Genomic DNA, 14,343 nt, shown 5'->3' with positions numbered 1-14,343 from the left:
GAACCGTCACCCTTCCGGAGAAAGGTGCTCGAAAACGAGGTTGGTTTGGGTTGAGGCGAATGCAGCCTTGGCCCCGAGATGCTGGGCCACGAAATCCCGCAAGGCTTCGACCGACTGGCAGATGACATGTACAAGGATGTCGGGCGTTCCGCCCAGAACAAAAACGTCCTGCACTTCCGGCAACGCCTGCAAGGCCCGGGCAGCTTCCAGCATTTCGTTCCGAGCATCGGGCCGAACCATGACCGACACCATCGCGGTTACCTGCAATCCCAGTAACCGGGGATTTATGTCCGCATGGAACCCTCGAATGACACCGGCGTCCTGGAGCGCCCGCACCCGACCCAGACACGTCGACGCGGCGATCCCTGCCCGGGAAGCCAACAGGTTGTTTGGGGTCCGTGCGTCCTTGCTGAGTTCCTGAAGGATGATCAGATCGGCGTCGTCGAGCCGAACAGTATTCTGTTGCCGGTGATGGTTCTTGATACTTCCCGAATTCAACACGAAATTCTCCTTGGAATTTGAGCACTTATTCACCACACTACCAATGGTTTGGTGAATAATTCTATGATTAGCCAACAGCATTGAGGGGTTGCGGTTTGAGCCAAGGCCTTTCGATACGTCAAGAAAGGCAACAATCTCCATGAGCACCCCCACCCTTCGAACCGACCGTGCAAGCTTGCAGGCGGCCGACAACAACGACAGCTTGGCTCGTTTCCGCGAGCGATTCTCGCTGCCCGAGGGGTTGATCTACCTTGACGGCAACTCACTGGGCCCGCTGCCGCTGGGGGCCGCCGAGCGTGCAGCCGATGTCATCAACAACGAATGGGCGCACGGACTGATCCGCTCCTGGAACACCGCCGGTTGGTTCGATCTGCCGTCCCGCCTGGGCGACAAGCTGTCGAAGCTCATTGGCGGCAACGACGGCGAAACCGTCGTCACCGACACCACGAGCCTGAACCTCTTCAAGGCACTTGCTTCCGCCGTGCGCATCCAGCAGCAGGATGCCCCGGGACGCCGCGTCATCCTCACCGAACGCGACAACTTCCCGACCGACATCTACATTGCCGAGGGCATCAGCGATTTCCTGAACTCGGTCAAGGCCGAAACCGGCGAACACTATGAAGTTCGCCTGATCGACGAAAACCTCAGCCTCGCAGAGGCACTCGACGATTCGGTTGCCGTCTTGGCGCTTTCCCACGTGAACTACCGCACCGGTGCCATGTGGAACATGAACGAAGTGACCGCCGCGGCCCACGCTGCAGGAGCCTTGGTCATCTGGGACCTCGCACACGCGGCCGGAGCAGTTCCGGTGGACCTCAACGGCGCCAACGCCGACTATGCGGTGGGTTGCACCTACAAGTACCTCAATGGCGGCCCGGGTTCCCCGGCGTTTATCTGGGTCAACGCCCGCCACCAGGGGCGCTTCTGGCAGCCGCTGACCGGCTGGTGGTCCCACGCCGCCCCGTTCGAGATGTCCGACAGCTACACTGCCGCCAACGACGTGCGCCGCTTCCTCTGCGGAACCCAGCCGATCACGTCCATGGCCATGGTCGAATGCGGGCTCGATGTCTCGCTCGAGGCCGACATGGACCAGGTTCGTGCGAAGTCGCTGGCATTGACCGACCTCTTCATTGAGCTGGTCCGGGAACGTTGCGGCGAATTCGGCCTAGAACTGATCACCCCGGAAAACCACGCGGAACGCGGCAGCCACGTCAGCTTCCGCCACCCCGAGGGCTATGCCATCATCCAGGCGCTGATCGGGCGCGGCGTCATCGGCGACTACCGCGAGCCGGAGGTCCTGCGCTTCGGCATCACCCCGCTCTACCTCTCCTACACCGACGTCTGGGACGCGGTGGAGATCCTGCGCGACATTCTTGAAACACGCGCCTGGGATGTCCCGGCCTACAAGTCCCGCAACGCCGTCACCTAGGACCCCTTAGGCCCCTCAGCAACAAATCATTGGATGGCCGCCGGCAACGACCGGCGGCCATCCAAAGGAATCGCCATACCCAAAACCGTTCTGCAACACCCCATACCCACCATCCGAGGTCACCCATGAGTTCGTCACTGGATCGCATTCAAAAAAGAGAAGCAGGCCTTTCTCGGCAGCTGACATCCCGCCAATTGAGCATGATCGCCCTGGGCGGGGCCATCGGCACGGGCCTCTTCCTGGGCAGCAAGTTTGCCATCTCCTTCGCGGGCCCAAGCGTCATCCTCAGCTATGCCATTGGCGGACTCATTGCCGTACTGCTGATGGGAGCCCTGTCTGAAATGACGGTCGCCCACGCGACCACGGGTTCCTTCGGCGCCTTCGCGGAGCACTACATCAACCCCTTCGCCGGGTTCATGATCAAGTACCTGTACTGGTCCTGCATCGTGCTGGCCGTCGGCACCGAGGTCACGGCCGTCGGCGACTACATGCAGATGTGGTTCCCGGCGGTTCCTCCAATCGTCTGGGTCCTGGGTTTCTCGGCGCTTCTCATCGGCGTGAACATGTTCAACGTGAAGGCCTTCGGCACCCTCGAATACTGGTTCTCCGCCACCAAGGTCTTTGCCATCGTCGCGTTCATCCTCGTCGCGGCCGTGCTGATCTTCGGCGGAACCAACCCCGACTTCGGATTCCACAACTACCAGGCGGAGGGCGGATTCTTCATGGGAGGCGCCAAGGGCGTCTGGTTCGCGGTCATCCTGGCGATCTTCTCCTACCTGAGCATCGAAATGATCGCGGTGGCGGCCGGCGAGGCCAAGGACCCCGAGGTCGCGGTCAAGAAGGCCTTCAAGGTCACCCTGGTGCGCCTCTTCCTCTTCTACATCCTGACCCTGTCGTTGATCCTGGCCATCGCCCCGGTGAGCAAGATCCTCGAGGGCGGCAGCCCGTTCGTCACGGTCATGCAGGTCATCGGCATCCCGTACGCCGACTCCATCCTGAACTTCGTGGTCATCATCGCGGCACTGTCCGCCATGAACTCCCAGCTCTACATCTCCACCCGGATGATGTTCTCGCTCTCCCGCGGCGGCCAGGCCCCGCGCATCTTCGGCAAGGTCCGGAAGAACGGCGCCCCCGTGAACGCGCTGCTGCTTTCCGCCGGCGGAATCGCCATCGCCACGCTGATCTACGCGGCCAACCCGGAAACCGGATTCACCGTGATGATGGCACTGTCGATGTTCGGTGCCATGGCCACCTGGATGCTGATCTTCGTCACGCACCTGTTCTTCCGCCGCGCCCACAAGCGCAACGGCGAAAAGCTGAAATACAAGCTGCCGTTCTACCCGCTGGGCTCGCTGATCGGTGCCCTGCTGATGGCGGCCCTGCTCATCACCACCCTGTTCACCAAGGAATTCACCATGACGATGATCTTCGGGGTTCCCTTCGCTCTGGTCGTTGCGGTGCTGTACTTCGTGATGCGCAAGCGCATGGTCCCGGCCGACGAGACCGATGAGGTCGACGAGACCAACGAGGCGGGCGATCGCAGGGGCGACCCGGAGTTGGTCGGCGAATCGGTCTAGCGGCGCAGTCCTTCGGCGGCGAAGCAACCGGGTGATGCCCGGCGGGTGGGCGGAAAACATGCCAAGGCATTTCCCTTCCCCGCCGGGCATTGCCGTGCCTGCAGGCGGTTGCCCGGAACCCTGCCCGGGCGCCAGCGCATAGAATCGTGCACGATGCCCAACACGAAAGGAACGATGTGGCGAAGCTGTATTTCCGCTATGGTGCAATGAATTCGGGCAAGTCGACCGGCTTGTTGCAGACCGCGTTCAACTACGAGGAGCGCGGCCAGCGCGTGCTGTTGGCCAAGCCGGGCATCGACACCAAGGGTGATTCCGGCATCGTTTCGCGACTGGGCATGGACAGGAACGTCGATTTCCTGATTCCGCCGGAGGCCGACGTGCGCGGGCTTTTCGCCTCCCACGCCGCGGGGGACGACCCCGATGCGATCCTGCAGCACGTGGATGCCCCGCCGGTGGCCTGCCTGCTGGTCGACGAAGCGCAGTTCCTGACGGCCAGCCAGGTCGACGACCTGTTCCGCATCGCCGTCATCGACAACGTCCCGGTGCTTGCCTACGGCATACGCTCGGACTTCCGAACCCATGCGTTCCCCGGCTCGCGGCGCCTGCTGGAAATCGCGCACTCGCTCGAGGAACTCAAGACCATCTGCCGTTGCGGGCGCAAGGCGGTGTTCAACACGCGCAGGGTCGGCGACAAGATCATCTTCGATGGTGACCAGGTGGCGATCGACGGGGACGACGTCTGGTACGAATCGCTGTGCGGGGCTTGCTACCTGGAAGCCTCAGGGGGCCGGCTGGGGGACTAGGCCCCGACGGCCGCGTGCTCGAGGGACAACCCCTGCAGGATCACGCGGACACCGTATTCGAAGGCCTCCAGGCCCAGCTCCGCAGTGTTTCCCTCGGCTTCCGGCGTGCCGGCAAGCGCCTGGGATTCCTGATGCGCGGCAATGGATCCGAGCAGGTGGTTGAGCAGCAAGTGCCTGGCGAAGAGCGCCTGCTCCCGGGGGATCCCGGCCAGCTGCAGGAACTCCAGCAGCCAACCCAGCGGGGCCAGCGCATCCGGACGCATGGACTGTGCCAGCTGGATCACCTCGGCCGAGTCCGGAACCGTGATCAGCGCGGTGCGCAATTGCTGCAGCAACGAGGCGATGGCCAACGGAGCCATTGCCGGAACCGGGGTCGCCGGTCGCGGCACGGACCCGAGCAATTTCGCCGCCACATCCACCAGCAGTTCCTGCTTGGATTTCACGTGCCAGTACAGGGCCCCGACCTGCACGTCGAGTTCCCGGGCGAGCCGGCGCATCGAGAGGTCGGCCAGGCCGAACCTGGAAAGCACGTCCACGGCGGTGTCGATGAGTTGTTCACGGGTCAGGGCCATGGGATCCAGTCTAGGGCGGCACCGGAAATAACTCGTTTCCGTCCTGCTGCCGATTTCGTGGCTGCGGGAGAAACGCAAGGCGCTCATCGTCGTACGTGACGCGTAGGGAAACCCCGGGCAAAACACCGTCGAGGAAAAGACCATGTCTCGATCCCTCGACGAAACGACCAAAGGGGGGTTTGATGGGGTCATGAGTATGCAATTTCCTACACCCGAGGCCATGGCAGAGTACCAGCGGATCTCCCGCACGCTGCTCGGCGAAGGGGTGAAGCCCGGAAAAATGTTCGGCAAGGACGCCTTGAAGTTCGAGTCCAAGGCCATTGCATGTCTGCTGGAGGACCGCATGGCGTTCAAGGTCGGCCGCGACAGCAAAGCCATGTCACAGGGGATGGAGTGTCCCGGGGCGGCGCTTTTCGACCCCTCGGGCCAGGGCCGGCCGTTCCGTGATTGGGTGGCGGTTCCCGAAAGTTCGATGGAGCGATGGGAACAGCTGGCCCAGGCCGCATTATCTGCGGCGCTCGAGCCGGAAACCGACTCCTAGGCGCCATAAATCCACTCGACGTTCGTTCTTCGGGTAAACTCGTGACGTAAGAGCCCCTTACTGTTCTTCCTGATCCATGCGTGGACAGTGGAAGAGCGAGGGGCATTTCTGCGCCCGGCACCGCCGGGACCCGGCATAATGTGCCGGCCGCGCTGAATCGAGCAAGGGGGAGGATCCCATGCCAGCAATCGTGATCGTCGGAGCCCAGTGGGGCGACGAAGGCAAGGGTAAGGCCACAGACCTTTTGGGTGGCCAGGTTGACTACGTTGTGAAGCCAAACGGCGGCAACAACGCCGGCCATACGGTCGTCGTCGGCGGTGAAAAGTATGAGCTCAAGCTCCTGCCCGCCGGCATTCTTTCGCCAAACGCCATCCCGATTATCGGTAACGGCTGTGTTGTAAACCTCGAGGCGCTCTTCGAGGAGATCGAGGGACTGCAGGCCCGCGGGGCCGACACCTCGAAACTGCGTGTTTCCGCAAATGCACACCTAGTGGCCCCGTACCACCAGACCATGGACAAGGTCACCGAACGCTTCCTGGGCAAGCGTGCCATCGGCACCACCGGTCGCGGCATCGGCCCGGCCTACATGGACAAGATCGGACGCCTGGGCATCCGCGTGCAGGATGTCTTCGACGAGTCCATCCTGCGCCAGAAGGTCGAGGGGTCGCTGCTCCAGAAGAACCAGCTGCTGGTCAAGGTCTACAACCGCCGCGGCGTCGAGGTCGACGAGATCGTCGAGTACTTCCTGTCCTTCGCCGAGCGCCTGCGCCCGATGGTCATCGACGCCACGCTGGAACTGAACAATGCGTTGGACGCCGGCAAGGTGGTTCTCATGGAGGGCGGCCAGGCCACGTTCCTGGACGTCGACCACGGCACCTACCCGTTCGTCACCTCGTCGAACCCGACCGCCGGCGGCGCGTCGGTGGGCTCGGGCATCGGCCCGACCCGCATCACGCGTTCCGTGGGCATCATCAAGGCCTACACCACCCGCGTGGGCGCAGGCCCGTTCCCGACCGAGCTCTTTGACGAGATGGGCATGTACCTGCAGAAGACCGGTGGTGAATTCGGTGTCAACACCGGCCGTCCGCGCCGCTGCGGCTGGTACGACGCGGTCCTGGCCCGCCACGCCTCGCGCGTGAACGGCTTCACCGACTACTTCGTCACCAAGCTCGACGTGCTCACCAACATCGAGAAGATCCCGGTGTGCGTGGCCTACGAGGTCGACGGTGTGCGCCACGACGAAATGCCGATGACGCAGACCGACTTCCACCACGCCAAGCCGATCTTCGAGTACTTCGACGGCTGGACCGAGGACATCTCCACGGCACGCACCATGGAAGACCTTCCGGAAAATGCACGCAACTACGTGCTGGCGCTTGAAGCCATGAGCGGGACCCGCTTCTCAGCCATCGGCGTTGGACCGGATCGCGAGCAGACCATCGTCCGCCACGATCTGATCAACGACTAACAGTCGAACCCCCGCGCGAGGGCGTGGCACGGGAATGGATGAAGAGCATGAATGAACAACTTCTGACCAGCCTGCGCCACGCCCTTGCGGCGTCTCCGGGCGACAGCGCGCTGCGTCTGCACGTGGCGGAAATGCTGCATGCCGCGGGTCGCAACCCCGAGGCGCTGGCCGAGGTCAACACCGTGATCCAGAAAGAGCCGTCCAACGTGGCGGCACTGGGCATGCTGGGGAAGATCGTCAGCGGGCTCTCGGCCCCGGCGATCCCGGTAGCCCCGGTTGCTGCCGATCCCGTGGGGGTGCCCCCGGCGGCACCCGAGGCGGTGGCTGCCGCGCCGGCCCCGGATCGGGTGCCGGCCGACGGCGGTTTTGACTGGGACAGGGCCAGCAGCGAACTTGGCGAGCAACTGCCCGCCCCCTTCGCCGTCGGCATGGACCAGGAGGAATCGGGGGTTGCGCCGATCGAACCCGAGGCGCCGGTCATCACGCTGGCCGATGTCGGCGGGCTGGATGCCGTCAAGGCGCGGCTGAACGAATCGTTCCTGGCGCCGATGCGCCACAGCGAAATCGCCAAGGCCTTCGGGAAATCCCTGCGCGGCGGCCTGTTGCTGTACGGGCCTCCGGGCTGCGGCAAGACCTTCCTGGCCCGAGCGGTTGCCGGCGAGCTTGGTGCCCGGTTCATGTCCGTGGTCATGACGGACGTGCTTTCCTCCTACATCGGGCAAACCGAAAAGAACCTCAAGGCGGTCTTTGACTCCGCGCGCGCCGAAACACCCACCGTGCTCTTCCTCGACGAGGTCGACGCACTGGGCATGCGCCGCGGATCGCTCACCGGATCCGCCTCCTGGCTGCGCCAGATGGTCAACCAGCTGCTGCTGGAAATGGACTCGATGGCCGGGGACAACGACGGGCTCTACATCCTGGCCGCGACCAACCACCCCTGGGACCTGGACGAGGCGCTGCTGCGCCCCGGACGCCTGGACCGCACGGTGCTTGTCACCCCGCCCGACGCGGCGGCGCGCACGGCGATCCTGCACTACCACCTGAAAAAGCGGCCGATCGCTGGCATCGACCTGCCGGCGCTGACCCGCCGCACCGAAAACCTTTCCGGGGCGGACCTGGAACACCTGTGCGTCACGGCGGCGGAGAAGGCCATGATGGAATCCATCGCGGCCAACGAGATCGTCCCGCTGAACATGGGGCACATGGAACTTGCGCTGGCCGAGGTCAAGGCCTCGACCCTGCCGTGGCTCGAATCGGCGCGCAACGTGGTGCGTTTCAGCAACGACCACGGGCGCTACGACGAGCTTGCCAGCTACCTGCGTTCGCGCAAGATGCTCTGACGGCGCCGACCTCCATGTCCAACCGCATTGATGTCGAGCTTCTGCAGGCCCGGGTCCAGGCGCTGGCAGCCTCGAAGCGGCTGGAGGAGGCCCTTGACCTGGTCGCCGGACAGCTGGAACACCACGGCGAGGACCCCCGATTTTGGGTGGTTTACGGCATGGTGCTGCTCGCAAACGACCGGCAGGAAGCGGCCGAAGCCGCGGGGCGCCGGGCCCTGGAACTGGAGCACGACTCCCTGGGGGCATTGGACCTGCTGATCATGTGCGCCCACCACGCGGGGCAGCGTGAGAAGGCGCTGGCCCTGGCCAGGGTCATGGTCATGGCTGCACCGAACCTGGCCAAGGGACATTTCTGGGTCGGCCTGCTCCTGGTCGGCAACTCGACAAACCGCACCGAACTCGACGAGGCTGCCGCGGCCATGGGCCGGGCGCTGGAGATCGACCCGGAGGACCCCGACCATTTCCGGGTGGCCGCGCTCATCGCCGACCTGGGCGGGAACACCCCCAAGGCGCTGGAATACCTTCGCGCCGGGCTGAACACCGCCCCCAACGACCACGGCTTGCTGCTGGCCTCCGGCGTCATCGACGGCGCGGACGCCGTGGTGGGCGACCGCGGAACGCTGCTGCGTGGAATGCTCGCGGTCAACCCGCTCGATGACACGGTCCAAGCGGACTTTGCCCAACTCTTCCTGGAAAGGCTACGGCCGCTGGGCAGGCTGCCCTGGGTGCATGGCATGTTGGGTGCGCTGGTCGTCGAACGGGGGAGCGGGCTGCCCGGGATCCTTGCCGCGGTGCTGCTGCTCGGCCTGCTGGCGGGGGCCGGCTGGTTGCGGTATCGGCGGGCCGCCAAGCCGCTGCCCGCCGGATACGTGGAAGAGATCTTCAACAGGTTCCCCTCCGCGCGCACCGGCCTGCGGCTTCTCGCGGCCGCCGGGGCGACGGGCCTGGCCGGAACCGTGCTGGGAATCCTGGCCCCGGACCAACGCCCGGGGTTGCTCTTGGTGGGGGGCGGAGCGGTGCTGGGCTTCATCGGCGGAACGCTGCTGGACAAGGCCTCGTGCGCACCGCCGGAAGCCGGGGCGCCGCGCACGGCACTCATTGCGCATTGGCACCGGCGGATCGGGGCGCTGCTCGAGGCCCACTGGGCCCGGTTCCGCATGGGCTGCCTGGGCATTCTTGCCTTGGTGCTCACGCTGCCCGGGATGGGGCCGGCTGCGGGCATGATCGTCCTGATCGGCGCCGGATGGCTGCTGGCCGTCGGCGCGCAGCTGGCGATCCTCGTCCTGCGGCTGGGGCCCGGGGAAAACCCGTGGGTGAAGGGCCGCACGCTGCGCTCGAGCGCCAAGCGTTCCGGGCTTGCCGGCATCGGCGGCCGGATGCAGTCGGTCTTCTACATTGGCTACCACCTGTTCCTGCCCCTGATGTTCCTGTCCCTGGGTGCCTCCATGTTCGCCGGGGGCATTGGACCGGGCGACGGAACCGGGACTCCCGCCACGAAAGACGGAAAGCAACCGCAGATCGACTCGCCTTACCTGCGGCCGACCCCGATTCCGGCTCCGTCCATCACCTTTGAGGTGCCGAGCTTTGCGCCGGTGGAGATCCCGGATTTCTCCAAGGAGGCGGGGTCGGACTAGCCCCGTTCGGCATCCGGTTCCGGCGTCAGTGACTGAGCTGTATCCGGGATCGAGACGGCCCGGGCTGCGCGGCTGACTTGCAGCGAACCGATCCAGCCGATGGCCAGGCAGACCACGGCGGCAACCATGGCCGCCTGGACGCCGCTGGTGAAGGCATCGCCCATAACCCCGGCGACCTGCGCCGCGTGCTCTCCGAAGGCCGCCCCGGCGTTGCCGTGCAGAACCTGCGGAATGAGGCCGCCCGCCGAGTCGCTCAGTCGCTGGGCCCAAGCCGCCGCGTCGAGGCCCGGAAGGCCCAGGGCAGCCAGGGACGTGGTTGCCGCGCGGGTGGTCACCACCGCCAACACGCTGCCGGCGATGGCCGTGCCCAACCCGGATCCGAGCTGGCGCAGGGTGCTTTGCGTTGCCGACCCCTGCCCGGAGGCCTCCGGGGGGATGTCGCGCAGGACCGCGCTGGTCAGCTGCGCCGAGGCCAGCCCCAAACCCAACCCGTAGAGCACCAGAAGCAGGACCAGCGGGAGCAACGGGGCGCCGGCACCGATGACCCAGGCCAGGGCCGCAACGCCCGCGACCTCCAGACCCAGCCCCAGGACCACCACCCGGTCCGCTCCCATGGATGCGGCCAGGTGCCTCGCCATGGCCCCGGACAGGAAGGCGCCGGCCGCCATGGCCGCCAGGATGAGACCGGCGCCCATGGCATCGGCGGCCAGGACGTTGATCAAGTACAGCGGCAGCACCAGAAGCAGCCCGAACTCGCCCATGGCCACCATCGTGGCGGTGGCGTTGCCCCAGGAGAACGTCGCGTGGGAGAAGAGTGAAACGTCCAGCAGGGTGCTCTTGAGCTGCCGGGCGCGCCGCAACTCCCACCGGATGAAGGCAACCAGCGCACCCACGGCGATCGCCCCGAGGATCGGTATCAGCGAAACGGGGGCGTCCGCGCCCCACATCAGCGGCCCCAGGTCGACTGCGGTCCGCGGGGTGAGCCAACCCCAGCTGGGTCCCTCGATCAGGACAAAGACCAGCAGGCCGAACCCGAGCGCGCTGAGCAGGATGCCGACGATGTCCGTCCCGTTCTCCCGGTGTTCGGTGGTGGTTTCGGGGACAAACCGCCGGATCCCGACGAGAACCAACAGGCCCAGAGGCAGGTTGACCCAGAAGATCCAGCGCCAGTCCAGGTAGGTGGTGAATGCGCCGCCCAACAGCGGGCCCAGGGCCGCGGCTCCGGACATGACGGCCCCCCACACTCCGAATGCGGCGGCACGTTCCTTGCCCCGGAAGAGGGAATTGACGCTGGACAGCGTCGCGGGCAGGACCGCGGCCCCGCCGACACCCTGCAGGGCGCGGGCGGCGATGAGCGTCGTCGCGTCGGTGGCAAGGGCCGCGCAGAGGCTGCCGACCACGAAGATGGCCACGCCGATGGCCAGGAGCCTGCGCCGTCCGACCCTGTCGCCAAGGCGCCCCGCCGTCATCAGCAGCGCGGCAAGCACCACCGAGTAGAGCGAGTTCACCCATTGGGCGGAGGCCAGGTCCATGTTGAGGTCCTGGATCATGCTGGGCAGCGAAACCCCGACGATCGTGCCGTCGAGCACGATCATTGCCAACGCGCCGGCCAAAACGACCAGGGCCAACCACTTGTTCTCCCGTTTTATCGTCATATTCCATACGGTACGGCTGACAAGGCGGATCGGGAATCCACCAAAGGGACGATAGTCGCTAGGCTGGTTTTCGGAACGTTGGCAATGAAGGGAATCGTCATGAAGGTCAGTGTCGGACAGTTTGCTCCCACGGGGTCGATCACCGAGAATTTGGGGATCATGGCGCGGCTCGCCGCGCGGGCCAAGGACGAGGGGGCAAGCTTGGTGCTTTTCCCCGAGGAAGCAATGCTTGCCGTGTCCAAGGTGGAAGGCGCCCTGGGCGAGGCCGTTGCCGGGCACTGGGCCGCGTTTGTGCAGCAGCTTTCCTTCATCGCCGCCGAGCACAAGATTGCCATTGTGGCCGGAGGGTACGAGGAAAGCGGCGATGCGCGCCCCTACAACACCCTCGCCGCCGTTGCCGAGGACGGCAGGATCCTTGGCACCTATCGCAAGATCCATCTTTACGATGCCTTCTCCTACCAGGAATCCACCGCCATCACCGCCGGCGCGGTGGAAGCGCTGCCGATCTTTGAGATCGGCGGACTCAAGGTCGGCGTACTGACCTGCTACGACCTTCGCTTCCCCGAGTTGTCCCGCCGACTGGCCGTCAACGGGGCCGACGTCCTGCTGGTGGCGGCCGCGTGGTTCAAGGGCGACCACAAGGTAGAGCACTGGGAAACCCTGCTCAAGGCCCGTGCCATCGAAAACACCGTTTGGGTCGCTGCCGCGGGAACCAGCTCAAGCCACACGATCGGGCACTCTGCGATCCTGGATCCGATGGGCGTGCCCGTGGTTTTCCTGGACGATGACGCCGAGGGATTAGTGACAACCGAGGTCACGCGCCGCCGCATCGACGAGGTGCGTGAGTTCCTGCCGGTGCTGGCCAACCGCCGCCTGTAGGCCAGGGCAGCGGCGCCGGCCGTTCGGGGTGACCCGAAGTGGCCGGCCCCTTCCCGTTTTTCTTGCCGCAGCGGTGGTTTTTGCCGGCGCGTGGGCGGTCCAAATTCACACCCATGGGACATGTACGGTTTGTGCCGTTCACACTATTATTGTTGCGCGAAGAGTCGTCAAACAGGCAAGGTAAAAAGCGTGAGTAATTCCGAAACACAAATGACTGAAGAGATCGTCGAGGAGTGGGCCGAGGCGACCAGCCGTGCCTACAACGATTCGCTAACCGGGTTGGATCTTGCCCGGGTTCCGGCCGCAGTCGAGGCTTTCATCGACCTGTACGGCCAGAGCAAGACGCTGACTTTCAACGCTGATTTTTCCCCGGTGGATTACTTCGAGGAGCACCCCGCCACCGCGATCGCCAGCATCCTGGACTCGCGAGACGCCTTGGAGCTCTTGGACGGCGACCAGGAAGAAGCCCTGGAAGACATCCTGGAATTCACCGAAGCCTGGGCCCAGTTCGATGATAACCAGCAGCCCGACCTCGGGGTCTCCGAAGCCGACGATGACGACGAAATGCCCGAGTGGTAGGCCTGGCCGTTCGCTTCGATTAGCTTGACTGGGATTCCCCCGGATACACGTAAGCCGCTGCGCGCGCTGCCCACCCCTCGGGGCCGGGGAGCGTGCGCAGCGGCTTGTTTGCCAGTGCGATGATCCCCGCCAGCGTGGCGATGGCCGCGCAGAATGCCAGCAGCCCGGTCCAGCCCCAGAGCGGGAAACCGAATCCCGCGATCAGCGGCGCGAGCGGCAGCGCTGCCATGCTCATCAGGGAGGAGGCGCTGGTGGCGCGGCCCAAAAGCTCGGTGGGAACGGCGGCCATGAAATAGCCGCCGATGCCGGCGTTGATTGCCGGTGCCCCAAAAAGTGCAACGGCCAGGACCACGCAAAGTGCCACAACCTGTTCTGTGAACGGCAAGATCCAGAGGGCCGCAATTGCCAGCAGCAGCCCGGCGCAGGTGAGTGCACCGCTGGGAACCCGCTTGATGAGTGCTGGGGCGGCCATGCTGCCCAAGAGCATGCCGGCACCGATCGACGCCGACACCAGGCCGATGGTTGCCGCCGATTCGCCGCGCTGTTGCAGCGCGAAAATGACCGACGTAATGGAGGCGTTGGTTCCAAGGTTGATGATGATGGAAACCAGGAGAACCGCACGCAGGTCCTTCCGCCGCCATAACCACTTAAGGCCTTCGCCGCTCTCCTTGAAGAAGCCGTGCACCCATCCGGTGCGCCCGGCAGGTTCCTGCCGCTTCGTTGCGACTGCGTCTTCTCCCCGGATGTGTGACGGCAGGACCATGAATTTGGCGAACAGCGTTGCTGCTGCGTGAATCATTGCGACGGCTGCCATGGCCACGGTTTGCGAGACCGCGAGCAGGATGCCGCCGAGCGGGCCGCCGGCCAAGGAAACCACGGCGTCGCGGCCCTGGTTTGCGGCAAGAGCCGAACCGAGCTGGGTTTCCGGCAGCAGGTCCTTGAGCGCCGCATCGGACGTCGAGCCGAACAGTCCGTTGCGCACGGACATCAGCAGGTGAAGGGCGAGCAAGCTCCAAAAGGTCAGGTATCCGGTTGCCGCGGCGGCAACCAGGCCGAGCCCGATAACCGTGCCGGCCATGCCGCCGATCATCATGAGCCGTCGGCGGTTGTGCCGGTCTGCCAAGACGCCGCCGGGCAACGTGACGAGCATTCGGCCGAGCATTCCAACTGCGCCGATGATGCCGGCCTGTACCGGGGAATTGGTTGCGATCAAGGCGATGAGGGGGACCGCAAAGGAATGCAAGGCGATTCCGAGGGCCGAGCCGGTGTCTGAACCGAGCCAGAGCAGGTAGTTCCGGTTGCGCCACAGTGCGGGTGCCGGGGTTGCGGCCTTGGCGCTGGTTTTGGTGGTCATGCATCCAAGGC

General features: G+C 65.1%; 13 protein-coding genes. 9 read left to right on the top strand and 4 right to left on the bottom strand.

All coding sequences use genetic code 11. From position 1 onward, the window contains the following. Positions 1–6 precede the first annotated feature (6 nt). Positions 7–642, bottom strand: coding sequence for an Lrp/AsnC family transcriptional regulator (locus tag JOF47_RS21010; protein ID WP_245357095.1), 636 nt, complete (start codon positions 640–642; stop codon positions 7–9). Here JOF47_RS21010 and kynU point away from each other — a divergent pair. From kynU to JOF47_RS20995, 3 genes are all read left to right on the top strand, one after another. Continuing rightward, positions 641–1,930: a kynureninase gene (gene kynU, locus JOF47_RS21005; RefSeq protein WP_210002578.1), complete on the top strand. Its 1,290-nt coding sequence runs from the start codon at positions 641–643 to the stop codon at positions 1,928–1,930. The genes JOF47_RS21010 and kynU overlap by 2 nt on opposite strands. 200 nt (positions 1,931–2,130) lie before the next feature. Next, positions 2,131–3,507 carry an amino acid permease gene (locus tag JOF47_RS21000; protein WP_245357144.1) on the top strand — a complete coding sequence of 459 codons (1,377 nt, stop codon included), beginning with the start codon at positions 2,131–2,133 and terminating at the stop codon, positions 3,505–3,507. A 176-nt stretch (positions 3,508–3,683) separates the two neighbouring features. Beyond that, the gene (locus tag JOF47_RS20995) at positions 3,684–4,310 is read left to right on the top strand and encodes a thymidine kinase (protein WP_210002574.1); all 627 of its coding nucleotides are present in this window, start codon (positions 3,684–3,686) and stop codon (positions 4,308–4,310) included. Here JOF47_RS20995 and JOF47_RS20990 read toward each other — a convergent pair. Then, positions 4,307–4,882 (bottom strand): TetR family transcriptional regulator, encoded by a 576-nt coding sequence (locus tag JOF47_RS20990; protein WP_210002572.1) that lies wholly within the window; start codon positions 4,880–4,882, stop codon positions 4,307–4,309. The genes JOF47_RS20995 and JOF47_RS20990 overlap by 4 nt on opposite strands. A 142-nt stretch (positions 4,883–5,024) precedes the next feature. Between JOF47_RS20990 and JOF47_RS20985 the strand changes: the two genes are divergently transcribed. From JOF47_RS20985 to JOF47_RS20970, 4 genes are all read left to right on the top strand, one after another. Further along, positions 5,025–5,423: a hypothetical protein gene (locus JOF47_RS20985; RefSeq protein WP_210002571.1), complete on the top strand. Its 399-nt coding sequence runs from the start codon at positions 5,025–5,027 to the stop codon at positions 5,421–5,423. A gap of 178 nt (positions 5,424–5,601) precedes the next feature. Continuing rightward, positions 5,602–6,891 (top strand): adenylosuccinate synthase, encoded by a 1,290-nt coding sequence (locus JOF47_RS20980; protein WP_210002569.1) that lies wholly within the window; start codon positions 5,602–5,604, stop codon positions 6,889–6,891. Positions 6,892–6,938: 47 nt separating this feature from the next. After that, positions 6,939–8,231 (top strand): AAA family ATPase, encoded by a 1,293-nt coding sequence (locus JOF47_RS20975; RefSeq protein ID WP_210002567.1) that lies wholly within the window; start codon positions 6,939–6,941, stop codon positions 8,229–8,231. A gap of 14 nt (positions 8,232–8,245) precedes the next feature. After that, positions 8,246–9,865, top strand: coding sequence for a tetratricopeptide repeat protein (locus JOF47_RS20970; RefSeq protein WP_210002565.1), 1,620 nt, complete (start codon positions 8,246–8,248; stop codon positions 9,863–9,865). On the opposite strand, the gene JOF47_RS20965 is transcribed toward JOF47_RS20970, so the two are convergent. After that, complete coding sequence (locus tag JOF47_RS20965; RefSeq protein WP_210002563.1) at positions 9,862–11,520, bottom strand: DHA2 family efflux MFS transporter permease subunit; 1,659 nt, start codon at positions 11,518–11,520, stop codon at positions 9,862–9,864. The two genes, JOF47_RS20970 and JOF47_RS20965, sit on opposite strands and share 4 nt — an antisense overlap. Positions 11,521–11,619: 99 nt before the next feature. On the opposite strand from JOF47_RS20965, the gene JOF47_RS20960 reads away from it, so the two are divergent. Beyond that, positions 11,620–12,399, top strand: a complete 780-nt coding sequence (locus JOF47_RS20960) for a carbon-nitrogen hydrolase family protein (protein WP_210002562.1) — start codon at positions 11,620–11,622, stop codon at positions 12,397–12,399. A 189-nt stretch (positions 12,400–12,588) separates the two neighbouring features. Continuing rightward, positions 12,589–12,978 carry a hypothetical protein gene (locus tag JOF47_RS20955; RefSeq protein ID WP_210002560.1) on the top strand — a complete coding sequence of 130 codons (390 nt, stop codon included), beginning with the start codon at positions 12,589–12,591 and terminating at the stop codon, positions 12,976–12,978. 19 nt (positions 12,979–12,997) lie between these two features. Here JOF47_RS20955 and JOF47_RS20950 read toward each other — a convergent pair whose 3' ends face one another. Continuing rightward, a complete protein-coding gene (locus JOF47_RS20950; RefSeq protein ID WP_210002558.1) occupies positions 12,998–14,332 on the bottom strand; it encodes an MFS transporter in 1,335 nt (444 codons plus the stop codon). Positions 14,333–14,343 lie beyond the last annotated feature (11 nt).

It is taken from the genome of Paeniglutamicibacter kerguelensis, assembly GCF_017876535.1.
Classification (GTDB): Bacteria; Actinomycetota; Actinomycetes; order Actinomycetales; family Micrococcaceae; genus Paeniglutamicibacter; species Paeniglutamicibacter kerguelensis.
The sequence above is the reverse complement of the archived record's forward strand: the minus strand, read 5'-3'. Positions and strand labels throughout refer to the sequence as shown.

Bases quoted from the DNA above. Each gene is read 5' to 3' on its own strand.
- JOF47_RS20970 (WP_210002565.1), top strand. From the start codon at position 8,246: ATGTCCAACCGCATTGATGTCGAGCTTCTGCAGGCCCGGGTCCAGGCG.
- JOF47_RS21000 (WP_245357144.1), top strand. From the start codon at position 2,131: ATGATCGCCCTGGGCGGGGCCATCGGCACGGGCCTCTTCCTGGGCAGC.
- JOF47_RS20965 (WP_210002563.1), bottom strand. From the start codon at position 11,520: ATGACGATAAAACGGGAGAACAAGTGGTTGGCCCTGGTCGTTTTGGCC.
- JOF47_RS20950 (WP_210002558.1), bottom strand. From the start codon at position 14,332: ATGACCACCAAAACCAGCGCCAAGGCCGCAACCCCGGCACCCGCACTG.
- kynU (WP_210002578.1), top strand. From the start codon at position 641: ATGAGCACCCCCACCCTTCGAACCGACCGTGCAAGCTTGCAGGCGGCC.
- JOF47_RS20960 (WP_210002562.1), top strand. From the start codon at position 11,620: ATGAAGGTCAGTGTCGGACAGTTTGCTCCCACGGGGTCGATCACCGAG.
- JOF47_RS20975 (WP_210002567.1), top strand. From the start codon at position 6,939: ATGAATGAACAACTTCTGACCAGCCTGCGCCACGCCCTTGCGGCGTCT.
- JOF47_RS20990 (WP_210002572.1), bottom strand. From the start codon at position 4,882: ATGGCCCTGACCCGTGAACAACTCATCGACACCGCCGTGGACGTGCTT.
- JOF47_RS20980 (WP_210002569.1), top strand. From the start codon at position 5,602: ATGCCAGCAATCGTGATCGTCGGAGCCCAGTGGGGCGACGAAGGCAAG.
- JOF47_RS20985 (WP_210002571.1), top strand. From the start codon at position 5,025: ATGTCTCGATCCCTCGACGAAACGACCAAAGGGGGGTTTGATGGGGTC.
- JOF47_RS21010 (WP_245357095.1), bottom strand. From the start codon at position 642: ATGGAGATTGTTGCCTTTCTTGACGTATCGAAAGGCCTTGGCTCAAAC.